This window comes from Micromonospora coriariae, assembly GCF_900091455.1.
Taxonomy (GTDB): Bacteria; Actinomycetota; Actinomycetes; order Mycobacteriales; family Micromonosporaceae; genus Micromonospora; species Micromonospora coriariae.
In genome coordinates this window covers 1,942,124-1,968,435 of the sequence record NZ_LT607412.1, presented here as the reverse complement: position 1 = coordinate 1,968,435, position 26,312 = coordinate 1,942,124, and the positions used below count along the sequence as shown (strand labels likewise).

Genomic DNA, 26,312 nt, shown 5'->3' with positions numbered 1-26,312 from the left:
CCCGTTGCTTGCTGACAGAATTATCGGCATGTCCGACGTTCCCGCCCGCCCCCGCGTCTTCTCCGGCATCCAGCCGACGGCCGACTCGTTCCACCTCGGCAACTACCTCGGCGCGGTGCGGCACTGGGTGGCCCTGCAGGAGACCCACGACGCCTTCTACTGCGTGGTGGACCTCCACGCCATCACGGCGGGACACGACCCGGCGCTGCTGCGCCAGCGGACCCGGGTGGCCGCCGCCCAGCTCTTCGCGGTCGGTCTGGACCCGGAGCGCAGCACCCTGTTCGTGCAGTCGCAGGTGCCCGAGCACCCGCAGCTGGCCTGGGTGCTCGGCTGCATCACCGGCTTCGGCGAGGCCAGCCGGATGACGCAGTTCAAGGACAAGTCGCAGAAGCAGGGCAACGAGCGGGCCAGCGTCGGCCTGTTCACCTACCCGATCCTGCAGGCCGCCGACATTCTGCTCTACCAGGCCAACGCGGTGCCGGTCGGCGAGGACCAGCGCCAGCACCTGGAGCTCTCCCGGGACCTGGCCCAGCGGTTCAACTCGCTGTTCGGCCCGACGTTCACCGTTCCCGCGCCGCACATCGTCAAGGACACCGCGAAGATCACCGACCTGCAGGACCCGACAGCGAAGATGTCCAAGTCGTCGTCCTCACCGGCAGGCATCATCGACCTGCTGGAGGACCCGGCCCGGTCGGCGAAGAAGATCCGCTCGGCGGTGACCGACACCGGCCGGGAGATCGTCTTCGACGCCGAGACCAAGCCGGGCGTGTCCAACCTGCTGACCATCCACTCGGCGCTCAGCGGGCGCGGCATCGACGAGCTGGTGGCCGCGTACGCCGGTCGCGGCTACGGCGACCTGAAGAAGGACCTGGCCGAGGTGGTGGCGGAGTTCGTCCGCCCGATCCAGCAGCGCACCAGCACGTACCTCGACGACCCGGCGCAGCTGGACAAGCTGCTCGCCGCCGGCGCGGAGAAGGCTCGGGCGGTGGCCGGGGCCACCCTGCGGTCGGCGTACGAGCGGGTCGGGTTCTTCCCGCCGGTGCGCGGCGAATAGCGCCGCGGGACGGGTGGGCGGGTCGGTGGCCGAAGGGGCGGCGCGGAGCGTGGATCGCAGTGGTGGGGTGCCGCCGACCGGTGACACCATCCAGATCGGCATCGCGGTGGACATCCCGGAGCCGTGGGGGATGCAGCTCACCCGGCGGCGGGTCGAGGCCGGTGACCCGCTGGCCGTACCCGCGCACGTGACGCTGCTCGGGCCCACCGAGATCCCGACGGCCAACCTGCCGATCGTCGAGCGGCACCTCGCCAGCGTCGCCGCCGCGCACCTGCCGTTCACGCTGCACCTGCGGGGCACCGGCACATTCCGCCCGGTGACCCAGGTGGTGTTCGTGGCGGTGGCCGCCGGGATCAGCGAGTGCGAGCTGCTCGCCTCCGCCATCGCCGCGACGCCGGGCCTGCACCGCCAGACCCGGTTCCCGTACCATCCGCACGTCACAGTGGCGCAGGACGTGGCGCCGGAGGCGCTGGACAAGGCGTACGAGGATCTGGCGGACTTCTCCGCGATGTTCGAGGTCGAGTCGTTCACCCTGTTCTCGCACAGCGGGCAGGCCCGCTGGCAGCCGCGTCGGGACTTCCGCCTCGGCGGTTGACCGGCCGGCGACGCGCCGCCCGGCGAGCACGGGTAGCCGGTTGCCACCACGGCGGCGGGAGATCGGCGAGGATGACCGCGTGAACGTGATCGGCCGGATCGAGGCGGGCATCGACCGCTGGGTGAGCGCCGCGCGCTGCCGGTCGGGGCTCTTCGACCACGTGTGGCGAGCCGGCGCGCTCTACGCCGAGGTGCTGGCCGGGCGGCTGGCGGCGGCGATCGCCTACTACGGCTTCTTCGCGGTGTTCGCCCTCGCGCTGGTCGCGTACTCCATCTTCGGCGCGATCCTCGAGGACAACGACGAGGTCAGCGCGGCGGCGGCCGATTTCCTGAAGGACAACCTGCCGTTCCTGGACGCCCAGCAGATCGCCAACTCCAGCGGAACGGTCGGTGTGGTCGGCCTCGTCATCCTGGTCTTCACCGGGATCGGCTGGGTGGAGGCGATCCGTTCCTCGCAGCGGTTGATGTACCGGCTAAACCAGCAGCCCGGCAACCTGGTGATCCGGCGGTTGGTCGACCTGGGCGTGATGATCGGCGTCTTCGTGCTGCTCGGCGTCTCGGTGGCGGCGGTGGACGCGTTGGAGTCGCTGCTGCGCTTCCTGCTGCGCAGCACCGGCTCGGTCGGCCTGACCACGATCAGCGCCGTGCTCAGCGTGCTGATCAACGCTGTGCTCGCCACCGCACTGCTGCTCGCGGTGCCCCGGCTGCGGGTGAGCCGCTCCCGGCTGCGCCCGGTGGTGGTGCTGGTCGCGGTCGGCATCACGCTGCTGAACACCGTCGGGCGGTACTACGTGGTGCGCACCGAGCGGAACCCGGCGTACACGGTGGTGGCCGGTGCCGTCGGCCTGCTGCTCTATCTCTACCTGCTCAACCAGCTGGTGCTGTTCGGGGCGGCGCTCCTCGCGACCAGCACGCGCGGGCGGGTGGTCGACCTGGCGGAGGGCGCCCCGCCGCCGAATCTCGACGAGGACACCGATCCCGGTGCGCCGGGCGGTGCGGGCTGATGGCGGAGGTGCCGGACGTGCTGATCACGGTCGATCCTGACTCGGCGGTGCCCCCGTACGAGCAGGTGCGGGTGCAGCTTGCCGAGTTGATCGGCGACGGCCGGTTGCCGGTGGGCAGCCGCCTGCCCACCGTCCGGCAGCTCGCCGCCGACCTGCGGCTGGCGGCGAACACGGTGGCCCGGGCGTACCGGGAGCTGGAGGCGGCCGGGCTGCTGGAGACCCGGGGACGCAACGGCACCTTCGTGGCCCCGGGCCGGGACGACGCCGTGGACCGGCTGCACCGGGCGGCGGCCGGGTACGCGGCGGAGGCGGTCCGGCTCGGCGTGCCGCCGGCCACCGCGCTCGCCCTGGTCCGCGCCGCCCTGGACGCCGCCCGCCCCGGCTGACCGGAGCCTCATCGGGCGCCGGACGGGCGACAACTGAGGCGAACGGCGTCACCGCTCGCGTTGGCGGACCATGATGAGCCGGTGGGCGCACTCATGACACTGGACCTGCCGGCCGACTCGCCGATGCTCGGCCTGCCGTGGATCATCACCTTCGGCCCGCTCGGTGACCTCGACGAGTGGGAGCCGGTGGTCTGCGGGCCGTACGAGCGGCCGCACGCGTTGGCGCTGGCCGAGGCGGTGGTGGCTGAGGAGCAGTTGATGGCCGTGGTGGAGCCGCTGCTGCCGGCGCTTTCCGCCGACGAGATCCGCAGCGAGATCGCCGCCGCGCAGGTCGCCGCCGAGGACGAGGCCCGGCAGGTCGAGGGGGCCGACCTGTACGGCGACTTCGAGGACGTGATCGACGAGGAGCTGGACGCCGCCGCCGACGAGGCGGGCCATGGCGAACCCGCCGAGCCGCCGGACGAGGCCGAGGTGCGCGCCGGCTTCACCCGGATCGCAGCGCTGCTCACCGCGAAGTGAGCGGCTCCGGCCCGGCGACGCCGCCCGCCCGTCGATGACGGCGCGGTCAGCGGGTCGGCGGCGAGTCCAAAACGCAGAACTCGTTGCCCTCAGGGTCGGCGAGCACCGTGAACTGCTCGGTCCCGGTCTGCCCGACGTCGATCTGCCGCGCGCCGAGCTCGATCAGCCGCCGCACCTCGACCTGCGGGTCGCCGTCGGAGACGAGGTCGAGGTGCAGCCGGTTCTTGCCCCGCTTCGGTGTGCCGGAGCCCTGCAACCAGACGCTGGGCACCGCGGCGGAGGGCTGCCCCGGCGGCCAGAGCTTCGCGCTGCCGTCGCCGTCCTGCTCGATCTCGTAGCCGAGGGCGGCCGACCAGAACGCGACCATCAGGTCCACGTCCTCGACGTCGATGGTGCACTGCGCCATCCGTACCACCATCGGGGTCACCTCCACCGTGCGGGTGTCCTGTCCGGTACCCCCGGTGGCGACGGGATACACCTCGGCCCGGACGGACACCGGCGCCGCGCGGAGCGGACTCCGCGTGGCGCCGGCGCCACCTCACCCCCCACCACAAGGGGCCGGTAGCCCAGTCGCCCGTCGGCGCGGGGCACGACGGACGACCAGGTCGATGACGGGTTACCCGCTCAGCGCCGTTCCAACCAGGCGGCCGCGTCGACCGGCAGCAGGTGGCCGGAGCCCTGCCCGGTGAGCGCCTCGCTGGAGACGAGCGGTTCGCCGTACCCGTCGGTGGGGACCGGTGCGCCGCTGAGGTTGACCACGCAGGTCAGCACGGTCGCGCCGGCGGCGCGGGAGAACGCCAGCACGCCCGGCCCGCTCTCCAGCCAGGTCACCCCGCCGGCGTCGGCGGCCAGCGCCGGGTGCTCGTGCCGGATCCGTAGCGCCGTGCGGTACAGCTCCAGCGTCGAGCCGGGCACGCCGGTCTGCGCGGTGACCGAGAGGGCCGACCAGGTCGCCGGCGCGGGCAGCCAGCTCAGTTCGCTGCCGGCCGGCCCGAAGCCGTACGGGGCCAGCTGACCGCTCCACGGGATGGGCACCCGGCAGCCGTCCCGGCTCTCGCCGGTGCGCAGGAACGCCGGGTCCTGGCGAAGTTCGTCGGGGAGGTCGAGAACCTCGGGGAGGCCCAGCTCCTCGCCCTGGTAGAGGTAGGCGCAGCCAGGTAGGGCGAGCATCAGCAGGCTGGCCGCGCGGGCACGGCGCAGCCCCTCGGCCCCGTCGCCGTAGCGGGTGACGTGTCGCTGCTTGTCGTGGTTGGACAGCACCCAGGTGGTGGGCGCGCCGACCACTCTCGACTCGGCCAGCGCGGTGTCGATCACCTTGCGGAACGAGTCCGCCGACCAGGTCGCGTCGAGGAAGTCGAAGCTGAACGCCTGGTGCAGCTCGTCCGGGCCGATGTAGCGGGCCAGCCGCTGCGGGGTCTCGGCCCACGCCTCGGCGACGGCCATCCGGCCCCCGGGGTAGCTGTCCAGGATGGGCCGCCAGGCGCGGTAGATCTCGTGCACCTCGTCCTGGTCGAAGTAGGGCAGCCGGCCCTTGCCGAGCAGCTCGACCTGGCGCTGGCCGGTGGTCAGCGTGCTGAAGCCGACGTCCGGCAGACCCTCGGCCTTGATCATGCCGTGTGCCACGTCGACCCGGAAGCCGTCCACGCCCCGGTCCAGCCAGAACCGCAGCACGTCCTCGAACTCGGCGCGGACCTCGGGGTGGCGCCAGTTCAGGTCCGGCTGGGCCGGGTCGAACAGGTGCAGGTACCACTCGCCGTCCGGGACGCGGGTCCAGGCGGGGCCCCCGAAGATGCTCTCCCAGTCGTTCGGCGGCAGCTCGCCGTGCGCGCCCCGGCCCTCGGCGAAGAGATAGCGGGCCCGCTCCGGCGAGCCGGGGCCGGCGGCCAGGGCGGCGGTGAACCAGCGGTGTGCGCTGGAGGTGTGGTTGGGCACCAGATCGACGATGATCCGCAGGCCGAGGGCGTGCGCGTCGGTGATCATCGCGTCGAAGTCGGCGAGGGTGCCGAACATCGGGTCGACGTCCCGGTAGTCGGCGACGTCGTACCCGCCGTCGATCATCGGCGAGGTGTAGAAGGGGGTCAGCCAGAGCGCGTCCACCCCGAGGTCGCGCAGGTACGGCACGCGCTGCCGGATACCCTGGAGGTCACCGGTGCCGTCGCCGTCGCTGTCGGCGAAGCTGCGGACGTAGACCTGGTAGACGACCGCGGCGCGCCACCAGTCGTCGTCGGCGGTGCGGGGCGGGGTGGCGGTGCTGATCATCCGAGCAATATGCCGGCCCGCCGCTGCAAGAGTCAAGCAGATCTTGCGTAAGCCAGCCGCGCGGAGCTCGGGGCGACCGCTGTGGAGCCGCGTACCACCAGCTCTGGGCGGAACAGGTACTCCGAGTGCGGAGCGCCGTGCCCGTTGATCTCGTCCACCAGGGCCCGGACCGCGGCCACCGCCATCGCGATGACCGGCTGCCGCATGGTGGTCAGCGGCGGATCGGTGAAGGCCATCAGCGGCGAGTCGTCGTAGCCGACCACGGAGAGATCGCCGGGGACGGTCAGGCCCCGCTGGCGGGCGGCCCGGACCGCGCCGAGCGCCATCAGGTCGGAGCCGCACACCACACCTGTCACGCCGCGGTCCAGCAGCCGGCCGGCCGCCGCCTCGCCACCCTCCACACCGAACAGCGACAGCTCGGCCAGTGGGCCCAGGTCGGCCTCGGCGACGCCGGCCAGCCGGGTCATCGCGGAGCGCCAGCCGGCCACCTTGCGCTGCACCGGGACGAACCGGTCGGGGCCGGTGATCAGGCCGATCCGGCGGTGCCCGAGCGCGACCAGATGGGCCACCGCCAGCTCGGCGGCCTCCCCGTCGTCGCACGAGACGAAGGGGGCGCCGATGCCGGGGACGTACCCGTTGATCATCACGACCGGCAACGGCCGGGCGATCAACGCCCGGTAGCGGTCGTGGTTGGCGGCGGTGTCGGCGTGCAGGCCGGAGACGAAGACGATCCCGGAGACCTGCCGGTCCAGCAGCATCTCGACGTACTCGTCCTCGGTGACTCCGCCGGCGGTCTGGGTGCAGAGCACCGGGGTGAACCCGCTCTGCGCCAGCGTCGACTCGATGACCTGGGCGAAGGCGGGGAAGATCGGGTTGTCCAGCTCCGGGACCACCAGGCCGACCAGCCCGGCGCTGCGCTTGCGCAACCGGGCTGGTCGCTCGTAGCCGAGCACGTCGAGGGCGGTGAGGACGGCCTGCCGGGTCTCCGGGGCCACGCCGGGGCGGTCGTTGAGCACCCGCGACACCGTGGCCTCGCTGACTTCGGCCTGCTGGGCGATGTCGGACAGTCGAGCGCGCATGGCGGCACTTTAGCCCACCGGCAAGTTCTTGCGGGGCTCTCTGCAAACCCTTCCATTATCTGCAACCTCTTGCTAACGTCCCGGCAACATGCGAGAGCAGCGGCGCGGCATCGCTGCGCCGGTTGGCAAGAACTTCCAGAGCTTCCCACTGGCGGGCTGCCCTTCCCCCGGCGGACCCACCATGACGACAGGAGTACCGATGCGCATCCGTACCGCGGGTGTGGTCGCCCTCTTCGCCCTGGCGCTGGCCGCCTCCGGCTGTGGTGGCGACAGCGACGAGCCGGCCGCGAAGGAATCCCCCAAGGCCGCCGGCGGCAAACTGGTGATCTGGGCGGACGACAAGCGGACCGCCGCCCTCAAGCCGTTCGCCGAGAAGTTCGGTCAGGAGAACGGCGTCACCGTCGAGGTCGAGGCCGTCAGCAAGGACCTGCAGACCAACTTCGTCACCGCCTCCCAGCAGGGCAGCGGCCCCGACGTGGTGGTCGGCGCGCACGACTGGATCGGCAACCTGGTGCAGAACGGCGCCATCGACCCCGTGCAGCTCGCCGCTGAGCAGAAGAGCGCGTTCAACGAGACCGCCATCAAGGCGGTCACCTTCAACGGCCAGGTCTACGGCGTGCCGTACGCGCAGGAGAACCTCGCGCTGATCCGCAACACCGAACTGGCCCCCGAGGCGCCGAAGACCATTGAGGACCTGGTCGCCACGGGCAAGCAGCTCAAGACGGCGAAGAAGGCCACCGAGACGCTCTGCCTCCAGGTCGGCCAGAAGGGCGACGCGTACCACATCTACCCGCTGTACACCTCGGCCGGCGGCTACCTCTTCGGCACCGGCGCCAACGGCGACTACGACCCGAAGGACCTGGGCGTGGGCAAGCCCGCGTCGATCGAGGCGTTCAAGAAGATCGGCGCGCTCGGCGAGAAGGGCGCCGGCGTGCTCAAGCGCTCCATCGCGGACACCAACTCGATCGCCACCTTCACCAGCAAGAAGTGTGCGTACCTGGTCTCCGGCCCGTGGGCGGTGGCCGACATCAAGAAGGCCAACATCAAGTACGACATCTCCGCCATCCCCGGCTTCGCCGGTGGCAAGGAGGCGCAGCCGTTCGTGGGTGTGCAGGCCTTCTACGTCGCCACCAAGGGCAAGAACAAGGCGCTGGCCCAGGAGTTCGTGGCCAACTACACCACCACCCCCGAGCTGGCCGTCGCGCTGTACAACGCCGAGCCCCGGCCGCCGGCGCTGACCGCCGCCCTCGACCAGGTCAAGGCCAGCGACCCGGACCTGGCCAAGTTCCAGGAGGCCGGCAGGAACGGCCAGGTGCTTCCGGCCATCCCGGCGATGGCCGCGATCTGGGACCCGTTCGGCAAGGCCGAGGCCGCCGTCATCGGTGGCGCCGACCCGACCAGCACCATCACCGCGGCCGGCAAGACCATCTCCGGCCAGATCAAGTAATGAGCACGCCGCTGTCCGGCCCGGGGCCTGCCACGCAGGCCCCGGGCCGGGGGCCCGTCGGCTCCCGGCCCCCGCGCTCCCGTTCCGCGCGTGACCACGCGCCGATCACCCTGACCGGCCTGGCCGGCAAGGTGCTCCTGCTCGGCCTGACCGCAGGTATCGCGGTCTGGGCGGCCTTCCCGCTCATCGACGCACGGGAGTGGGCCGGTCTGGCCCTGCTGGCGGCGACCACCGCCGGACTGTTCTACCTGTACCTCACCCGCCGGCACATCCCGGCCAAGTACCTGGTCCCGGGCACCCTGTTCCTGATCGCCTTCCAGGTCTTCCCTGTGCTCTACACGGCCAGCACCGCCTTCACCAACTTCGGCGACGGGCACCGGGGCAGCAAGGACGACGCGGTCGTCGCGATCCAGACCTCCTCGGTCACCCAGGTGCCCGGCTCCGCCGAGTACGCCCTGTCGATCGCCACCAAGGGCGACCCGGCCACCGGACCGCTGGTCTTCCTGGTCACCGACCCCGCCACCGGCACGGTCTCGGCCGGCGACACCGGCGGGCTACGCCAGCTCGACGCCGCCGACGTCTCGGTCACCCCGGCCGGCAAGGTCACCGCCGCCGACGGCTACACCGTGCTCAACTTCGGCCAGGCCAGCGCCCGCAGCAAGGAGATCACCGACCTGGTGGTGCCCACCGCCGGCGGCGCGCTGCGTTCCAGCGGCCTGTCCCGCGCGTACGAGGGCAAGGCGGTGCGGGCGTACGAGGCCGGCTGCGACTGCGTCCGGGACACCGAGACCGGGCAGACCTGGACCGCCGACGAGGAGGTGGGCGCCTTCGTCGCCGCCGACGGCGAGCGGCTCGCGCAGGGCTGGAAGGTCGGCGTCGGGCTGAGCAACTTCACCCGGGTGCTCACCGACAAGAACATCTCCGGCCCGTTCCTCGGCACGCTGATCTGGAACTTCACCTTCGCCGTCGCCTCCACCGGCGGGACGTTCCTGCTCGGCATGCTGATCGCGCTCGTGCTGCACTCGCCCCGGATGCGCGGCACCAACCTCTACCGGGTGCTGCTCGTCCTGCCGTACGCCATGCCGTCGTTCGCGATGCTGCTCGCCTGGCGGGACATGTTCAACGCCGACTTCGGTCTGATCAACAACCTGTTCGGCCTGGACGTGGACTGGTTCGGCCACGCGTGGACGGCGCGCCTCGCGGTCATCCTGGTGCAGCTCTGGCTCGGCTACCCGTACATGTTCCTGGTGGCCACCGGTGCGTTGCAGGCCATCCCGCGAGAGCTCACCGAGGCGACCTCGGTCGACGGGGCCTCGCCCTGGCAGTCCTTCCGGGCGGTCACCCTGCCCCTGCTGCTGGTCGCGCTCTCCCCGCTGCTGATCTCGTCGTTCGCGTACAACTTCAACAACTTCAACGCGATCTACCTGACCACAGAGGGTGCGCCGTTCCCGGCCGACAACCCGACCAACGGGGCGACGGACCTGCTCATCACGTACACCTACCGGCTCGCCTTCGGCGGGCAGGGCGCGGAGTTCGGCTTCGCCGCCGCGATCTCACTGTTCATCTTCGCCATCGTCGCGGTGGTCTCGGCGGTCAGCTTCCGGCGGACCCGTCAGCAGGAGGAGGTGTACTCGTGACCACGCTCACCGGGGCCATGCGTACCGGCGACCCGGCAGGTCCGCCGCCGGCGGTCAACCGCAATGTCACCGGCCGGCGGAGCAACCGCTGGTTCGCGCAGGTCGGCTGGCGGCACGTGGTCGCCGTGCTCGGCGTGCTGTTCAGCCTCTTCCCGATCGTGTTCGTGCTGTCCGCCGCGCTCAACCCGCTCGGCACGCTCTCCACCTCCGACCTGGTGCCGACCGACGGGGTGTCGCTCGGCAACTTCGGCGGGTTGTTCGAGCGGACCGCCTTCGGGCGGTGGTTCCTCAACTCGCTGCTGATCGCCGGGGTGGCCTCGTTCGCGTCGGTGTTCCTCTCCGCGTTGGCCGCGTACGCCTTCTCCCGGATGCGGTTCCGCGGCCGCCGGGTGGGGCTGCTCGCCCTGCTGTTGATCCAGATGTTCCCGCAGTTCCTGGCGATCGTGGCGATCTACCTGATCTTCGGCACGATCACCGACCTGTGGCCGTCGATCGGCTTCAACACCCCGTGGGGGCTCTTGCTGCTCTACATGGGCGGCGCGCTCGGGGTGAACACCTGGCTGATGAAGGGCTTCTTCGACACCCTGCCCCGGGAGCTGGACGAGTCGGCGACCATGGACGGGGCGTCGCACGCCCAGGTCTTCTTCCGGATCATGCTGCCGCTGGTGGCGCCGATCCTGGCGGTGACCGGGCTGCTGGCGTTCATCGGCACCATCAACGAGTTCCTGATGGCCAACGTGTTCCTCACCGGCACCGACTCGAAGACCCTGGCGGTCGGCATGTACGGGATGTTGGAGGGCAACGAGCGCAACAACAACTTCGGCATCTTCGCGGCCGGCACCCTGCTCACCGCGATCCCGACGGTGCTGGTCTTCCAGCTCCTGCAGCGCTACATCGTCTCCGGGCTGACGGCGGGCGCGGTGAAGGGGTAGCCGCACCCTGCCGCGCCGCCCGGCGTGCGGCCGTACCCCCGCGCAGGCCTTCCCGCACGCCGCCCGGAAAGGAAGATCGTGCAGCCGCACCACGACGGATCCGCCAGCTACGTCCCGCAGCAGGAGCCCACGCTGGGGGAGACGGTCGACGTCTTCGTCCGGGTGCCGGCCGGGGCCGACGTCCAGCAGGTGCACGTGCGCACCACAGGTGACGGTGAGCCGCGTTTCCGCGAGGCCAGCGTGGACCGCGTCGACGGCCGGGAGGTCTGGTGGCGGGCCGAGGTCGAGGCGCGCAACCCGGTGAGCAACTACCGCTTCCTGCTCTCCGGGCGGCGCGGCCCCCGGTGGCTGACCGCCGCCGGGCTGGTCGACCACGACGTGCCCGACCAGTGTGACTTCAAGCTGGTCAGCCACGCCCCGCCGCCGTCCTGGGCGCGGGACGCGGTGATCTACCAGGTCTTCCCGGACCGGTTCGCCCGCTCGCCGGCGGCCGAGGCCCGGCAGCTGCCGGACTGGGCGATCCCGTGCGACTGGGACACCCCGGTCATCGGGTGTGGCCCGGAAACCCCGCGCCAGCTCTACGGCGGCGACCTGGACGGGATCGCCGAGCGGCTGGACCACCTGGACCGGCTCGGAGTGAACACGCTCTACCTCACCCCGATCTTCCCGGCGCGCTCCAACCACCGCTACGACGCGGCCAGCTTCGACCGGGTCGACCCGCTGCTCGGCGGGGACGCCGCGCTGGCCCGGCTCGCGGACGCGGTACGGGCCCGGGGCTGGCGGCTGCTCGGCGACATCACCAGCAACCACACCGGCGACGCGCACGACTGGTTCACCGCCGCCTCCTCCCAGGTGCACGGGCCCGAACGGGGGCTGTACTACTTCGACGAGATCACCGGGGACTACGAGTCGTGGAACGGGGTGACGTCGCTGCCGAAGCTGAACTGGGGAAGCGCCGAGCTACGCCGCCGCTTCGCCACCGACGAGGACGCGGTGCTGCGCCGCTTGCTGCGCCCGCCGTACGGGCTGGACGGGTGGCGGGTGGACGTGGCGAACATGACCGGCCGCCGCGGCGCCGACGCGTACACCCACGAGGTGGCGGCGCTGCTGCGCGCGGTGGTCGCCCGGGATCGGCCGGACGGCCTGCTGATGGCCGAGCACGGCCACGACCACACCGGTGACCTGGACCGCGACGGCTGGCACGGCACAATGAACTACGTCGGCTTCACCGACCCGGTCTGGTCCTGGCTACGGCACGGCGACCAGCCGGTGCCCAACTTTCTCGGCACTCCGGGCGGGGTGCCCCGCCGGGACGCGGACGCCGTGCTGGCGACCATGGACGCCTACCGGTCGCTGGTGTCCTGGCGTTCGTACGTGCACTCGTGGCAACTGCTCGGCTCGCACGACTCGGCTCGGATTCGGACGGTGGTCGGCGACGCGGCCCGACAGGAGGTCGCCGCCGGGCTGCTCGCCACCATGCCCGGCATCCCGATGATCTTCGCGGGGGATGAGCTGGGTCTGACCGGCACGAACGGCGAATCGTCGCGTACCCCGATGCCGTGGCACCGCCCCCAGACCTGGGACGGCGGCACGTTCGCTGCGTACCGGGCGCTGATCGCGCTGCGGCGGGGCGAGCCGGCGCTGCGCCACGGCGGCCTGCGGCGGCTGCACCACGACAGGGACACGCTCGTCTTCCTGCGCGAGGCGCCGACCGGGGCGGTGCTGGTGCTCGCCCGCCGGGCGCCCGGTGGACCGGTGCGGCTGGCCGGGCTTCCGGCGGCGGAGAACGTGTACGGGGGTGCGCCGGCGCTCAGGCCCGGCCCGGACGGCTCGGTGACCCTGCCCGGTGACGGCCCCACCTTCCAGGTCTGGCGGCTGTGCTGAACGACGCGCCGATCGCGGTACCCCCTACTACGAACTGTCGTTGATAGGGGAGGATGTGCGGCGTGGAAGCACTGCGACTGATTCTCCTCTATGTCCATCTGATCGGTTTCGCCCTGCTGCTCGGCGGCTCGATCGCCCAATACATCAGCGGCCGGCTGCGGATCAACCAGGCCATGCTCTGGGGGTCGGTGATCCAGTTGCTGACCGGGCTCGGCCTCTCCGCCCCGCTGCGCGACGGTGACGAGCCGGCGCCGGCGAAGCTCGTGACGAAGTTGGTGATCGCGCTGCTGATCTTCGTCATGGTCTTCTTCTCGCGGAAGCGGGACGTGGTCAATCGCGGTCACTTCCTCGCGATCGTCGGCCTGACGCTGGTCAACGCGGCGGTCGCGGTCTTTTGGCGGTAACGTCCGAGGAGGGGGCCGCCCCCGAAAAGCGGACGTTCGTGACACTGGGCTGCTCGCCTACCAGCACGAAGAGTGACTTGCCCCACGCGCGGATTACACCCGGGTAACAGGCGCTCAACAGTCGTGCACGATTGTCGGCTGGTGGGTGGGCGCGGGCGTACGCTCCCGTCCGTAACGTGGGACAGCCGGCGGCACACCGCAGGTCGGCTGATGGGCTGCCACCGCACTAGGCGCGGTGTGCAATGGGAAGGAGACGTCTTGCGCTCGGTGCGTGGGATGCGGATCGCCTCGATCTTCGCGGTGGGTGGGCTCGCGCTCACCGCCGCCGCGTGTGGCGAGGCCCCCAAGGATGACAACAACGCCGGCAGTGGCGCCAAGAAGTTCAGCGCCTGCATGGTGACCGACGTCGGCGGCATCGACGACAAGTCGTTCAACGCTTCGGCCTGGAAGGGCCTGCAGGAGGCCAAGGCCGCCAACGACAACATCGACATCAAGTACGTCGCGTCGAAGGCCGAGGCCGACTACGAGCCGAACCTGACGCAGTACGTCAACCAGAAGTGCAACTTCATCCTGGCCGTCGGTGGCCTGATGTCGAACGCCACTTCGAAGATCGCCAAGGCGAACCCGAACCAGGAGTTCGGCATCGTCGACGCCAACCCGGGTGACGCCAACGTCTACCCGATGCAGTTCGACACCGCGCAGGCCGCCTTCCAGGCGGGCTACCTGGCCGCCGGGATGACCAAGACCGGCAAGGTGGCCACCTACGGCGCCCTGCCGATCCCGCCGGTGACCATCTTCATGGACGGCTTCGTCGACGGCGTGGCGTACTACAACACCACCAAGAAGAAGAACGTCCAGGCGCTCGGCTGGGACAAGGCGGCCCAGAAGGGTTCCTTCACCAACGACTTCGCCAAGCAGGACGAGGGCAAGAAGGTCTCCGACACGCTGGTCGCCCAGGGCGCGGACATCATCATGCCGGTCGCCGGCGGCTCCGGCCTCGGTACGACCGCCGCGGCCAAGGCCTCGGGCGGCAAGTACAACACCATCTGGGTGGACGTCGACGGCTGCGAGAGCACCCCGGACTGCGCGGCGATCATCACCACCGTGGTCAAGAACATCCCGGACGCCGTCAAGGAGGCCGTGGTCAAGGCCGCCGCCGGTGACAAGCTGCCGGCCAAGCCGGGCTTCGTCGGCACCCTGGCCAACAACGGTGTCTCGCTCGCCCCGTTCCACGACTTCGACAGCAAGGTTCCGGCCGAGCTGAAGACCGAGATCGACAAGATCAAGGCGGACATCGCCGCCGGCACCATCACCGTCACCTCGCAGGCCCAGCCGACCAAGTGACGACCGGCCGGTCCCTCCGGTGAGATCATCGGAGGGTCGGCGGGGGACAGGTACGACCGATCCGGCCGCTCCGGCGCCGCGGGTGACCACCCGTGGGGCCGGAGCGGCCGATCGCGCGCCACGGTGACCGGGCCGGCCGGCCGGGTCGACGGCAGCTACGCTGCACCATCGCTCGCACTCCAGGAGGTTGCGCTGAGACTCGAACTGCGCGGCATCACCAAGCGGTTCGGTGATCTGGTCGCCAACGACCACATCGATCTGACGGTGGAGCCTGGAGAGATTCATGCCCTGCTCGGCGAGAACGGCGCGGGCAAGTCGACCCTGATGAACGTGCTCTACGGGCTGTACCAGCCCGACGAGGGCGACATCCTGGTCGACGGCAAGCCGCTGAAGCTGAAGGGCCCGTCCGACGCGATCGCGGCCGGGATCGGCATGGTGCACCAGCACTTCATGCTGGTGCCGGTCTTCACGGTCACCGAGAACATCATGCTCGGAGCCGAGCAGGTCCGGGGCGGCATCGCCGGTTTCCTGGACCGGCGGCGCGCCCGGCGCGAGGTCGCCGAGGTGTCCGAGCGCTACAACCTGCAGGTCGACCCGGACGCGGTGATCGAGGACCTGCCGGTCGGCATCCAACAACGCGTCGAGATCGTCAAGGCGCTCACCCGCGACGTCGACCTGCTCATCCTGGACGAGCCGACCGCCGTGCTCACCCCGCAGGAGACCGAGGAACTGCTGACGGTCATGCGGTCGCTCAAGGCGGCCGGCAAGTCGATCGTCTTCATCACCCACAAGCTCGGCGAGGTCAAGGCCATCGCCGACCGGATCACCGTGATCCGGCGGGGGAAGACCGTCGGCACCGCCTCCCCGGAGGCCAGCCGGGACGAGCTGGCCGCGCTGATGGTGGGGCGCAGCGTCCGGCTCACAGTGGACAAGGGCACTGCCACACCGGGCGAGCCGATGCTGGAGGTGGCCGGGCTGGTCGTCGACGACGACCGGCAGATCCGCGCGGTCGACGGGGTGGACCTGACCGTACGCGCGGGCGAGGTGCTCGGCGTGGCGGGCGTGCAGGGCAACGGTCAGACCGAGCTGATCGAGGCGATCATGGGCCTGCGGCCGGTGCTCGCCGGCACGGTCAGCCTGGGCGGCGACCGGATCGACGGCTGGACGACCAAGAAGGTGCTCCGCGCCGGCGTCGGCTACGTGCCGGAGGACCGCAGCGTGGACGGCCTGGTCAAGGAGTTCAGCGTCGCGGAGAACCTGGTGCTGGACATCTACGACCGGCCGCCGTTCGGTGCGGGGCTCGCGCTCAGGCCGGACGCGATCGCGGCCTCGGCGAAGGAGCGGATCGAGCAGTTCGACGTCCGCACCTCATCGGCCGATGCGGCGGTGGGCACCCTCTCCGGCGGCAACCAGCAGAAGGTGATCGTGGCACGGGAGCTGTCCCGGCCGCTGAAGCTCTTCATCGCCGCACAACCGACCCGCGGCGTCGACGTCGGGTCCATCGAGTTCATCCACAGCCGGATCATCCGCGAGCGGGACATCGGCACCGCCGTCATGGTGGTTTCCAGCGAACTCGACGAGGTGATCGGGCTGGCCGACCGGATCGCGGTGATGTACCGAGGTCGGATCATCGGCATCGTCGGCCCGGACACCCCACGCGAGGAGATCGGCCTGCTGATGGCCGGCATCAGCCCGGACGCGGCCCACGAGCCGGGTACGGACGCCGTGCCCACCGATGGCGCGGCCACCGACGGGAGCCCGGCGAGCGACGCAGGCTCCGCGAACGAGGACGAGGCATGAGCGACCCCATCCCGCAGTCCGGCTCCCCGGACAAGGAGCCGGCGAGCGAGGCGCAGGCCGCGCAGAACGCGCTCGGCAACACCGAACGGGCCGAGCCGGCGACCAAGCAGGACCCCTCGGCACCGGAGCCCAAGCCCAGCCTGGGCCGGCTGTTCCTGGACAATCTCTGGGCGGCCAACACCTTCACGGTGACCCTGCTGTCGTTGGTGCTGGCGATCGTGGTCGGTGCGGTGCTGATGATCATTTCTGATCCGGCCGTGCTCTCCACCTACTCGTACATCACCGCCCGCCCGTCGGACGCCTTCAGCGCCAGCTGGACGCTGGTCAGCGAGGCGTACGCGAACCTGTTCAAGGGCTCGATCTTCGACCCGGAGGCGTTCTCCGGTTGGCTGAACGGCAGCAACGGCTGGCAGGCCGTGCTCGCGCCGATCTCCGAGACCCTCACCTACACCGCGCCGCTGGTCTTCACCGGCCTGGCGGTGGCGCTGGCCTTCCGCGGCGGCCTGTTCAACATCGGCGCCCAGGGCCAGGCCACCGTCGGCGTGATCCTGGCGGCGCTGGCCGGTTTCCTGCTGCCGTTGCCCCCCGGCCTGCACCTGCTGGTGGCGGTGCTGGCCGGCGGCCTGGGCGGGGCGATCTGGGGTTTCATCCCGGGCATCCTCAAGGCCCGTGCCGGGGCGCACGAGGTGATCAACACGATCATGCTCAACTACGTCGCCACGTACTTCCTCACCTGGTTGATCGTGCAGAACGGCGTGCAGGATCCGACCCGGACCGACGCGATCAGCAAGGCGGTGGACACCTCCGCCCAGCTGCCCCGGCTGCTCGGTGACAACCTGCGGGTGCACGCCGGCATCCTGCTCGCCGTGCTGGCCACCTGGGCGGTCGCCTGGCTGCTGAACCGTTCGACGCTCGGCTTCGAGCTGCGCGCGGTCGGCGCCAACCCGGACGCCGCCCGGACCGCGGGCATCAGCGTCACCCGGACCTACATCCTGATCATGGTCTTCTCCGGGATCCTCGCCGGCCTCGGTGGCTCGAACATGGTCCTCGGCTCCACCGCCAGCGCACTGACCCCGCTGGTGGTCGCGCAGATCGGCTTCGACGGCATCCTGGTGGCGCTGCTCGGCCGGGTGAAGCCGTGGGGGGTGCTGCTGGCAGGCCTGCTGTTCGGGGCGCTCCAGGCCGGCGGCAACCGGATGCAGTCGTACTCGGGGATCTCGCTGGAGCTGGTGACCGTGCTCCAGGCGCTGATCGTCATCTTCATCGCCGCGCCGGCCCTGGTGAAGGCGATCTTCCAGCTCCGGGCCGCGCGCGCCGCCCGGTTGCAGACGAGCCTGGCGAAGGGCTGGTAACTCATGTCCACCATGGCTGTCCCCGACATCGCGGTCGCCCCGGTCGACGAGGGCTTCTGGACCCGTAGCCGCAAGGTCGGTCTGACGCTGCTGGCGCTCGGCCTGCTGTCGGCCGTGCTCTTCGGCGCGCTCGCCACCGACCAGCAGGCCCGGTTCACGCTCAGCGACGACGCGGCCGGCGCCGCATTGGAGATCAACGGCACGATCGGGGCGATCCTGTTCGGGATCATCGCGATCGCCGCCGGCGCGGCGCTGCTCGCGGGGGTGCCGAAACGCTGGTTCCTTCCCGTGCTCGGCGTCGGGCTGGTCGGCTTCGTGCTCTCCTTCCTCTGCTGGCAGGTCTCCGCCGCGCCGGTCGGGCAGAACTTCATGCCGCTGGTCAACATCATCCGGGGTACGTTCATCCTGGCCCTGCCGCTGATCTTCGGTGCGCTCGCCGGGGTGCTCTGCGAGCGGTCCGGCGTGGTCAACGTGGCCATCGAGGGTCAGTTGCTGATGGGCGCGTTCAGCGGCGCGCTGTTCGGCAGCATCTCCGGCAGCGTCTGGGTGGGCCTGGTCGCCGCCGCCGTCGGTGGAGCGTTCATCTCGCTGCTGCTGGCCGTCTTCGCCATCCGCTACCTGGTCGACCAGGTCGTCATGGGCATCGTGCTGAACCTGCTGGCGGTCGGTGTCACCGGCTTCCTCTACGAGCGGTTGATGCAGACCGACGCGACGAAATACAACAGCTCACCCCGCTTCAGCAACTGGAACATCCCGCTGCTCGAGGACATCCCGGTGCTCGGCCCGGCGCTGTTCCGCGGCAACATCTTCCTCTACCTCGGCCTGCTCCTGGTGCTGGTGATCCACATCGGGCTGTTCCGGACCCGGTGGGGGCTGCGTACCCGCTCGGTGGGCGAGCACCCGACCGCCGCCGACACACTCGGCGTCAAGGTGCTGCGGGTGCGTTACCGCAACGTGCTGCTGGCCGGCGTGGTCGCCGGCATCGGTGGCGCGTCCTACACGCTGGCGCTCTACTCGTTCACCAAGAACATGATCGGCGGCAAGGGCTTCATCGCACTGGCCGCGCTGATCTTCGGCCGGTGGAACCCGACCGGCGCGCTGCTCGCCGCGCTCTTCTTCGGCTTCGCCGACCAGCTCGCCACCTATCTGGGCGCGATCAACAGCGTGATCCCCAGCCAGTTCCTGGCGATGCTGCCCTACCTGGCGACGATCCTGGCGGTCGCCGGGCTTGTCGGTCGGGTCCGGGCACCGGCCGCGGACGGCAAGCCGTACATCAAGGGCTGAGCTGCGAGGTAGCGCCCGCTCGCCGGACGAAGGCGTCAGATGCCGGGTCGGCCGCCGTTTGCGGCGGACCCGGCATCCGAGTCAGGGCCTAGAAGCTGATGCGGTCGCAGCCGCTGGCCTCGGCGATGATGTGGTTCATCGCGCGGGCGGTCTGCGGCCCGTAGACACCGTCCTGCGAGATCTTGAGCGAGCCCTGCACGCTCTTCAGCGCGTCGCGGGTCTTTCCACCGAAGTCCCCGTCCACCGTGAGGCCCTTGCGGTAGCAGGTGTTCAGGCTTCTCTGGAGTTCCCGGACCGCGTTGCCGTAGGCCCCGTAGCCCATGGTGCAGTTCGGTGACAGGTCGCCACTGCCCGGCACGTAGTTGTTCTGGTAATACAGCGCGAGCACGCACTGCGGTGCGGCCGCCGCTGGGCTCGCGGTCAGGACCACCGGCAGGGTGGCGCTGGCGACCACCACCGCGAGTGCCGTCGCTACTTTGAACCTACGCATCAGGGAGCGTTCCTTCCTGGTCGGGATCAGGGCCGGTGAGCCGAGGAGACCAGCCTGACCGTGCCCGCCACTGATCCGACACCGCTCCGACACTGGTCTGCCACCGGCGACCGACGGCGATCAAGGGCCGACGCGACGGTGGTACGTGGGCGGCGTGGTCTTGCGTTGCTCGGCGTGCGGCGGGGTGAGGCCGGGAAGCTCGATGTACCCGGGAGGTCCCGCCCCGAGCAGCTCGAACGCCGCCCGGATGTGGGCGTACGCCGTCTCCAAGTGGCTGGATATCTTCCGGTCCAGGTTCACCTCGGCCCGGTCCAGGTGCCGATGCTGGGTCGCCGGGGCGGCGAGCCGGGTCGGCCCGACGCGATTTTCGACGGCGATCGGGGCAGGCGGGTTCAACGACTGCAGGAGCTGACGCTCCCTGGCCTTGGCGACCGGCCCCGGCTCGACGCCCAGTTCCGTACGCAGCCGGTCGCGATAGACGCGGTAGACGGTCAGCGACTCGATGGACCGACCGCTGTCGGCCAGCGCGTCCATCAGCAGTATGGAAATGTTCTCCCGGAGCGGTTCTATTTCGATCAGCGCACGTAGCTCGGCTATCGCCCGATCGTGCCGCCCCAGCCGCAGGTTGGTCGTTGCGAGCCGCTCCATCGCGGCCAACCGCAACTCGTCGAGGCGGATCGCGTGGGCGCGTAGCTCCCGGGCGTTCAGTCCGTCGAGCGCAGGCCCGGACCAGTGTGCCAACCCCTGTTGCAGCCGGCCGGCGGCGTCGGCCAACCGGCCCTCGGTGAGGAGCTCGTCGGCCGCCCGCACCTCGCGCTCGAAACAGTGGGCGTCCGTCTCGAAATCGTCGCCGCGAAGCTGGTAACCGATTCTGTTTCGTTCGATGATGAGATCCGCCGGAGTGGTCCGCAGATTACGCCGCATCAGCGAGACGCAGTTCTGCACCTGTTCTCTGGCGGTGGCGGGCGGAGCTGACTCCCAGACGGCGTCGACCAGCCGGTCAAGGGAAACCGACCTGTTGTGGTTTATCGCCAGCATCGCCGCAATAACGGTCGCTCGTCGACCGGCCACCGCGAACACTTCTTTCGCGCATGGTGCACCCAGAAGCCGAAACCGCATTCCTTGCCCCCGTAGCCGTGGTGTGCGGTACCAAGGCCGTCCATACTGCCGCTCACATTGAGGGGTGTCAAGATAACAAAGATTTGCTGGTCAGGGCGGGGATGCCCCTTCCGGACGCCGGTCAAAGGAGGCCTCTGTCGATGAGCGGTGGGGGTACGTCCGGCCGGCGGTCCTGCCACCGCCCCTGTTCGGCGGACCACCAGTAGTAGCGCTCGTCGAGGAGACGGACCCAGATCGCCAGCAGTTCGGCGAGGGACGTCGTGCGCGGAACGCCGACGTCCTCCGGCTGGGCCGCCCACAGGTGGACAGGCACCCTTCCGAGCGGGGACCGGTCGAGGTCGACGAAGACCAGGTTCGAGTCGAAGGCGAACAGCGGCAGCCAGGACGGCCGCCAGTAGCCGTCCCAGTCCTGGTCATCGGCCGGGTAGTGCGCGCGGCCGCACAGGCTGAGCATCAGGTTGCGCTCGGCCATCGACTCGGCCAGGGTGAGGAACTCCCAGCCGCCCGGCCCGACCTGACTCTCCACGCCCAGGCGGGTCGCGGGCTCCAGGCGGCGCACCCCGTCATGCCAGCCCCACCAGCGCCGTACCTCGTCGGGCAGGTGGAGATCCGCGGCCCGGAAGTCGGCGGCGAGCTGGTCGTCGGAAAGCCCAGGTGCGAGCCGGCCGGCTATCGGCGCGCCGTTTTCGCGCCATTGTGATTCGAGTTGCCCGAGAATGGTGGTCAGGTCCTGGTCGACGTCAGACACGGTTGCAGGATTGCACGGGCGATGGGGGAGCGCAATCACTGCCTGTGCATTCCGACTGCTGAGTTGATAGTAGGAATCGGCCCGGGCTCAGCCTGTCCTCATTGGAGGAAAGGGTTTGGCCGGCCGCCGCGCTCAAGTTTCCCGAACGCGCCGACCGGCCGGCATCCTGCCGTCAATGCCCGAAGTGGATTGTCAGCAGGTGTAGAACGTCTTGGGGATGTTGGTGGTGCCGACCAGCGGAATGGTCAGGTAGGGCTGCCCATTGCCGGTCAGTACGCGTGGCGCCAGCGCAGTGTACGTGCCGCTGGCCATCTGGCATTTCGTATACATGGCGCCGACCATCGTCCCCTCAGCTCGATTCTCGGCGGTTGGCACCAGCCGAAGCCTCGTGCTGGTGGGTGAGTTCTCGCCAAGGTGGCGGTCCCACGCCGCCCCCTGCTCGCTGGTGTAGAACGGGAACTCGTCGCACTGCATGCCCGTGGGGCGGGGGGTCGGACAGGTCGTCTGATTGGTGGCGGCAAGGTTCATCCAGCTCCGGGACCATCCCTTCTCCTTCTCGCTGCCCTTGACGTAGTGCAGCGCCACCCAGGACGGATGCCCCTTCAGCGCCTCCATGTCGTTGTTCGCCGCGCCGGCCGCGTCCGCCGAGGTCGGGAAGAGGATGGGCATGGTCATGCAGGGGTCACCGACAAGCCCTCCCACCCGTGCCAACCGCAGGCAGGTGTCCGCCGCGTTCTGCGCCTGCGGGGCGCTGATCGTCCAGCCGTCCGCTGCCCGGCTGGCCACGTAGTTGCTGATCCGGGTCTGCACGGCCGAGGCCGAGCTGTAGCCGGCCAGGCTCGAATTCACCAGCAGGGCGAGCTGCCGCTGCCCCTCCACCTTCGGGTGCCAACTTCCCGCCCCCGGAACGTCCCGGCCGCTTCCCGACTCCGACGTCGCGATGACGGCGTGTATCCAGCTGCCGTCCACGTCCGGACACGCGCCGTGGGTGTCGGGGCCGGTGCCGATACGCCACCGGTGGTTGGGGTCGACAAAGCGGATGTTGACGCCCTGACCGTGGACCGTCTCGACGGCCTTCGCGATGCTGATGTTCAGCAACGTGCCGAACGAATTGAGCAGCTGCTGCTCCTCCGGGGTGATGAGATAACAGCCACCCGACGGGTGGTCGTCGAACAGCTGCGGATAGCCGACGACCACGATCTGGGCGTTCGGCGCCTTCGCGTGGATCGCCCGGTAGGTGGCCAGCAGGTGGGACGGAAGCTGGTTGCGGATCAGGTTCGTCTCGTACTGCTTGAGCGGTGCGGGGTCCACCACGTCGTTCTGCCGGGTCACCCGGAAGTCGTCGTCGTCACAGCTGCCGATGGCCAGCATGCAGGCCTTCATCACGTCCCCGAAGCGGGCGTCGTTGCCGCCGATGGAGATGCTGACGTGGGTGGTGTCCTCGTCCAGATAACCCTGGTCGACCTGCGTCAGTTCACCGTAGTGATAGTCCTTGCTGCCCCAGACGGTGCTGCCCCGCTGGTCGTCCGCGCTCGGCGGGCTGTTGACCGCGTCCGTGGTCACGCTCGTGGTCATCGCGCCCGAGCAGGCGATCAGCGCGAACGATGCCTTGCCCTCGGCCGCCTGCGACGCGATCGGCTGCGTCTGGCCCGGCAGGGTCACCAACCGCGGGTAGGCGTACTGCTGGGACCGGTGGCAGGCGTTCTTGTCGAGCGGGCTGTCGCTCTCCCGGTTGTAGTCGCTGTTCCGGTCGTACGGAGCGCCGCCTTCCCCGGCGGAGTAGGAGTCGCCCATCGCGACGTAGAACGCCGACGGCCTGCTGGTCGGCGCGAAGGCGACGGCGTCGAAGATGATGCTGTCCTCGCCGCGTCCGTCGGCGGTGACCGTGCTCAGCGAGACGCTGGCGTTGCCGGCGAGATTGAAGGTGCCGAGGTCGACCCAGCGGTTCGTCTGCCAGGTCTGGTTGACCACCCGGTAGCGGCTCTTGCCATTGCCAAGGTTGATCGTGTACCTGGCCTGGCCGGTCCACGCACCGTGGTCCGGCACCGAGACCATGACCCTGGTCCACCCGCTCATCGGCTGGGACAGGGCCCAGGTGCCGGTGGTCCTCAGCTTCCCGCCCTCGTCGGTTGCCGTCCGGGTGTGGCCACGCCAGAAATGCCCCCCGAACCCGGCGCCGATCTGGTGCAGGTCGACCTTGGCCGGGTACCGGCCCCCGCTGTCCGAGGCGAAGTCCAGGCGGAAGGTTCCCGCGTTCGACCACGGCCGGCCGCAGTTGGGCCGGATCGACGGGGTGCCGTCCGGCACGTCGTCGATCACCTTGGCGCCCGCCGGCAAGCCGGAGAGGTCACACTTCGGTGGGAAGCTGGTCCCGTCATCCTGGTACGCGTACCCGGGGTCGAAGCGCAGCACCTCGTTTCCGCAGGCCACGCAGGCCTCCCCGGGCTCTGCCTTCCAGCCGACCGGTTGGTTGTACCAGCATCGCAGGTCGTAGTAGCCGGCCGCGTTCTTGTTCTCGCACGGTCCGGCGGGTTCCCCGATGACGTCAGGATCGTCCGGGGTGATCGTCTTGGCGGGGTCGCAGTGGTTCGACTGGTTGCAGAAGAGGTCCAGCGGCGGCTTGGCCAGCACCCGCATCGGAACGGTGGTCCACCAGGCCGCCCGGTAGCCGGCCACCAGGGTCTCCGGAGACTCGTTCAGCTCGATCGGGTGGCCCGCCCAGCCGATCACCTTCTCCGGGTAGGGCCACTTCTGCGGGGTGCGGGCGTCGTCGTACGTCACCTCCAGGAACGGCAGGCGCTGCGGGTCGTAACGCGGGTTGATCGGGTTGTTCAGCCAGCCCACGCCCCATGGTTGACCGTCACCCTTGTTCGGGTAGAAGCCCGAGTTGTACGCCCAGACCGCGAAGAACCAGTTCTCGATGGCGGCGGGGTCCGCGTCGTGCACGGTCAGGCCGGCCTGTTTCGTCTCGTTCCACTTCTTCTGCAGGATCTGCAGGCCGGCCGCGACGTTGGTGGCGAAGTCGAGGGCGACCGCCCGTTGCGTCTGGTAATCCCACGCCTCGTCGCCTGGCCCCTTCTCCTTGCCGGCGAGTCGCATGTGGTCGGTGACCTGGGTCGCGCCGTAGCCGCAGTCGGCGTCGGCCCAGTTGATGTCCCAGTCGTCACCGGTGCTGGCGTTGTAGATGTCGATGCCGTAGTAGTTGCCGATCAGCGGGTTCGCGGTGACGCCGGGCAGCGCGAATCGCGCCGCCTGCCACATGTTGGACTCCTGCGCGATGATGCCGAGCATGATCTGCGCGGGAACGCGACCCCCGCCGGTGAGCTCCACGGAGGGGAAGAGTCCCTGCGGGCTGTAGGCGGGCATCCCGAGGTTCTTCCAGTTCGCCTCCCGGGTGTTGTGCAGGGAGTCGGTGATCGCCTGGTCGACGGCCCACTCCACCTGCCGTGGCTTGGGTTGCAGAGCCTGGTTACGCGGGTCGTTGCGGGGCACCGAACACGTGCGCTCGGCCTCGACCGGGTCGTTCGGCGAGGCGGCCGCCCGCTGCTCCGCGCCGGGCGCCCGGCCCTGCTGCGACTTGCCTCGGGCGGCGGGCCGGCCGAGTTTGGGGTGGGGGGTTCGTCCGGACGCGGCGGCGGCACCCGTCGCCACCGGCGCGACCTCGAAGGCCACTGCGTCGCCGGTCGCGGTCACTCGGGCCTCGATCCGGACCGGCTCGGGGCTGTCCGGCGTCACCGTCCGGGCGGTCGGGGCGCCGCTGATCCGGTTCTGGCTGATCCTGGTGAGCGCCACGGCGCCTTCGGAGGAGAGCTCCGCGCCTGCGGGGACGTCCAGACGCCGCACGCTGGTCGGCAGCGTCGCCACCCGCGTCGCCGCACCGGTCAGGAAGGCGCGGCCGTCCGACCCCCGGGCGAGCCCGAGGTCGCTGAGCTTGCCTTCGGCGAGCGTGGTCACGGCCGATCCGGGTCGTGGCAGGGTGCGCTTGACCCGCGTACCATCGCCGGCCCGGTCCATGAAGAGCACCCCGCCCGTCTTGTCGGGCACCAGCCGGAACGCGGTTCCCTCGGTGGCGGCGAGCGGGGTGAGGCTGCCGTTCGTACCGACGCGCAGCAGCCGGCCACCGCCAGCCGCGACGATGCCGTCCCGGGTCGGCACAGCCGAGCTGAGTTCCGTCTCGAGCTGGATCGGTGCCGACACCGATCCAGCCTCGGCGTCCACCGTCAGCAGTCGGCTCCGCACCGTCCTGACCGTGGGCCTGTCGATCCGCTCACCGTCGAACTGAGCGACGACGGCACTCTCGCCGGTGCCGCAACCCGGGTTGAAGTACGCCAGTGAACTCTGCACCGGCAGCTTGGTGACCTTGCCGCTGACGAGGTCCACCACCGCGGTGAAGCCTCCCCGGTCGAAGAGGTCGGCCTTGTTGGTGAACGTCCGTGGCGCGTACACGACGACCAGCCGCCGGCCCGATCCGGTGAGGCAGGCGTTGCCGATCCACTGGTCCGCGTCGAAGCCTGGTTCGGCAAGCGTCGCCACCGTCCGCCAGGTGTATCCGCTGCGAGCCGTCGCCGCGAGCACGTGGAAGCCCCGGACGTCGCCCGAGGTCGTCCAGCTCAGGTCCGCCGAGGTACGCCAGCCGGGTGCCAGTACCTCGTCTCGTCGTTCGGGAGCGACCGTGTCGTGGCGGGTGTCCGTCCCCTTCGGCGGGACCGCCGGTTCCGCCCGTGCGGCCTGACTCTCGGGTTCCGCTGCCCGCGCCTGCGGTGCGCCGAACGGAATCGTGATGCTGGCGGCGGCCACGGCGGTGATGGCCGCCAGCATCCGCCACTTTCTCGTAGATCGTCTTGTCAGCAAGCCGTCCTCCTGATGTCTCCCCGTCTCCGGACCGCGAGCAGGGGCCGCCGATGTGACGGCGGGCGAAATCATTCGGAGCGGGCTCATCGTCGGGCCATCACCGGGCCGGCGGACCGGCCACCGGT

21 protein-coding genes are annotated in these 26,312 nt (G+C 70.2%); 14 read left to right on the top strand and 7 right to left on the bottom strand.

The annotated features are described in order from the left end of the window. The first annotated feature begins 28 nt into the window (after positions 1 to 28). From trpS to GA0070607_RS09070, 5 genes are all read left to right on the top strand, one after another. On the top strand, positions 29 to 1,054 hold the full coding sequence (gene trpS / locus GA0070607_RS09090; RefSeq protein ID WP_089017809.1) for a tryptophan--tRNA ligase: 1,026 nt from the start codon (positions 29 to 31) through the stop codon (positions 1,052 to 1,054). 130 nt (positions 1,055 to 1,184) lie between these two features. Then, positions 1,185 to 1,649, top strand: coding sequence for a 2'-5' RNA ligase family protein (locus GA0070607_RS09085; RefSeq protein WP_231931131.1), 465 nt, complete (start codon positions 1,185 to 1,187; stop codon positions 1,647 to 1,649). A gap of 79 nt (positions 1,650 to 1,728) precedes the next feature. Then, positions 1,729 to 2,652: a YhjD/YihY/BrkB family envelope integrity protein gene (locus tag GA0070607_RS09080; protein WP_089017807.1), complete on the top strand. Its 924-nt coding sequence runs from the start codon at positions 1,729 to 1,731 to the stop codon at positions 2,650 to 2,652. After that, complete coding sequence (locus GA0070607_RS09075) at positions 2,652 to 3,038, top strand: GntR family transcriptional regulator (protein ID WP_089017806.1); 387 nt, start codon at positions 2,652 to 2,654, stop codon at positions 3,036 to 3,038. The genes GA0070607_RS09080 and GA0070607_RS09075 overlap by 1 nt, the downstream gene beginning before the upstream one ends. Before the next feature lie 81 nt (positions 3,039 to 3,119). Further along, a complete protein-coding gene (locus GA0070607_RS09070; protein ID WP_089017805.1) occupies positions 3,120 to 3,557 on the top strand; it encodes a hypothetical protein in 438 nt (145 codons plus the stop codon). Between the two features lie 46 nt (positions 3,558 to 3,603). Here the strand turns inward: GA0070607_RS09070 and GA0070607_RS09065 are convergent, their stop codons facing one another. The 3 genes from GA0070607_RS09065 to GA0070607_RS09055 all read right to left on the bottom strand — a co-directional run bounded on the left by GA0070607_RS09065 (position 3,604) and on the right by GA0070607_RS09055 (position 6,895). Then, on the bottom strand, positions 3,604 to 3,975 hold the full coding sequence (locus GA0070607_RS09065; protein WP_089021737.1) for a VOC family protein: 372 nt from the start codon (positions 3,973 to 3,975) through the stop codon (positions 3,604 to 3,606). A gap of 206 nt (positions 3,976 to 4,181) precedes the next feature. Further along, positions 4,182 to 5,816, bottom strand: coding sequence for a glycoside hydrolase family 13 protein (locus GA0070607_RS09060; protein WP_089017804.1), 1,635 nt, complete (start codon positions 5,814 to 5,816; stop codon positions 4,182 to 4,184). A 32-nt stretch (positions 5,817 to 5,848) separates the two neighbouring features. Then, positions 5,849 to 6,895, bottom strand: coding sequence for a LacI family DNA-binding transcriptional regulator (locus GA0070607_RS09055; protein WP_089017803.1), 1,047 nt, complete (start codon positions 6,893 to 6,895; stop codon positions 5,849 to 5,851). A 199-nt stretch (positions 6,896 to 7,094) separates the two neighbouring features. Here GA0070607_RS09055 and GA0070607_RS09050 point away from each other — a divergent pair, with 199 nt between their 5' ends. From GA0070607_RS09050 to GA0070607_RS09010, 9 genes are all read left to right on the top strand, one after another. Next, the gene (locus GA0070607_RS09050; protein WP_089017802.1) at positions 7,095 to 8,342 is read left to right on the top strand and encodes a sugar ABC transporter substrate-binding protein; all 1,248 of its coding nucleotides are present in this window, start codon (positions 7,095 to 7,097) and stop codon (positions 8,340 to 8,342) included. Continuing rightward, entirely contained in the window at positions 8,342 to 9,979 is a 1,638-nt protein-coding gene (locus GA0070607_RS09045) for an ABC transporter permease subunit (RefSeq protein WP_089017801.1), read from the top strand. Before GA0070607_RS09050 ends, GA0070607_RS09045 begins: the two co-directional genes overlap by 1 nt. Then, the gene (locus tag GA0070607_RS09040; protein WP_231930915.1) at positions 9,976 to 10,911 is read left to right on the top strand and encodes a sugar ABC transporter permease; all 936 of its coding nucleotides are present in this window, start codon (positions 9,976 to 9,978) and stop codon (positions 10,909 to 10,911) included. The genes GA0070607_RS09045 and GA0070607_RS09040 overlap by 4 nt, the downstream gene beginning before the upstream one ends. 78 nt (positions 10,912 to 10,989) lie before the next feature. Next, on the top strand, positions 10,990 to 12,795 hold the full coding sequence (locus tag GA0070607_RS09035; RefSeq protein WP_089017800.1) for a glycoside hydrolase family 13 protein: 1,806 nt from the start codon (positions 10,990 to 10,992) through the stop codon (positions 12,793 to 12,795). 62 nt (positions 12,796 to 12,857) lie between these two features. Beyond that, complete coding sequence (locus GA0070607_RS09030; RefSeq protein ID WP_089017799.1) at positions 12,858 to 13,199, top strand: hypothetical protein; 342 nt, start codon at positions 12,858 to 12,860, stop codon at positions 13,197 to 13,199. A 276-nt stretch (positions 13,200 to 13,475) separates the two neighbouring features. After that, positions 13,476 to 14,543 (top strand): BMP family lipoprotein, encoded by a 1,068-nt coding sequence (locus GA0070607_RS09025; protein ID WP_089017798.1) that lies wholly within the window; start codon positions 13,476 to 13,478, stop codon positions 14,541 to 14,543. A gap of 123 nt (positions 14,544 to 14,666) precedes the next feature. After that, the gene (locus GA0070607_RS09020) at positions 14,667 to 16,343 is read left to right on the top strand and encodes an ABC transporter ATP-binding protein (protein ID WP_089017797.1); all 1,677 of its coding nucleotides are present in this window, start codon (positions 14,667 to 14,669) and stop codon (positions 16,341 to 16,343) included. After that, positions 16,340 to 17,695, top strand: a complete 1,356-nt coding sequence (locus GA0070607_RS09015) for an ABC transporter permease (RefSeq protein WP_089017796.1) — start codon at positions 16,340 to 16,342, stop codon at positions 17,693 to 17,695. The genes GA0070607_RS09020 and GA0070607_RS09015 overlap by 4 nt, the downstream gene beginning before the upstream one ends. A gap of 3 nt (positions 17,696 to 17,698) precedes the next feature. Then, complete coding sequence (locus tag GA0070607_RS09010; RefSeq protein ID WP_089017795.1) at positions 17,699 to 18,979, top strand: ABC transporter permease; 1,281 nt, start codon at positions 17,699 to 17,701, stop codon at positions 18,977 to 18,979. Positions 18,980 to 19,067: 88 nt separating this feature from the next. Here GA0070607_RS09010 and GA0070607_RS09005 read toward each other — a convergent pair whose 3' ends face one another. The 4 genes from GA0070607_RS09005 to GA0070607_RS08990 all read right to left on the bottom strand — a co-directional run bounded on the left by GA0070607_RS09005 (position 19,068) and on the right by GA0070607_RS08990 (position 26,154). Beyond that, entirely contained in the window at positions 19,068 to 19,469 is a 402-nt protein-coding gene (locus tag GA0070607_RS09005; protein ID WP_089017794.1) for a peptidoglycan-binding domain-containing protein, read from the bottom strand. A gap of 120 nt (positions 19,470 to 19,589) precedes the next feature. Continuing rightward, positions 19,590 to 20,507, bottom strand: a complete 918-nt coding sequence (locus GA0070607_RS09000) for an AfsR/SARP family transcriptional regulator (RefSeq protein ID WP_172899006.1) — start codon at positions 20,505 to 20,507, stop codon at positions 19,590 to 19,592. Between the two features lie 202 nt (positions 20,508 to 20,709). Continuing rightward, positions 20,710 to 21,336 (bottom strand): SMI1/KNR4 family protein, encoded by a 627-nt coding sequence (locus tag GA0070607_RS08995; protein WP_089017792.1) that lies wholly within the window; start codon positions 21,334 to 21,336, stop codon positions 20,710 to 20,712. 192 nt (positions 21,337 to 21,528) lie between these two features. After that, the gene (locus tag GA0070607_RS08990) at positions 21,529 to 26,154 is read right to left on the bottom strand and encodes a golvesin C-terminal-like domain-containing protein (RefSeq protein ID WP_089017791.1); all 4,626 of its coding nucleotides are present in this window, start codon (positions 26,152 to 26,154) and stop codon (positions 21,529 to 21,531) included. Positions 26,155 to 26,312: the final 158 nt, after the last annotated feature.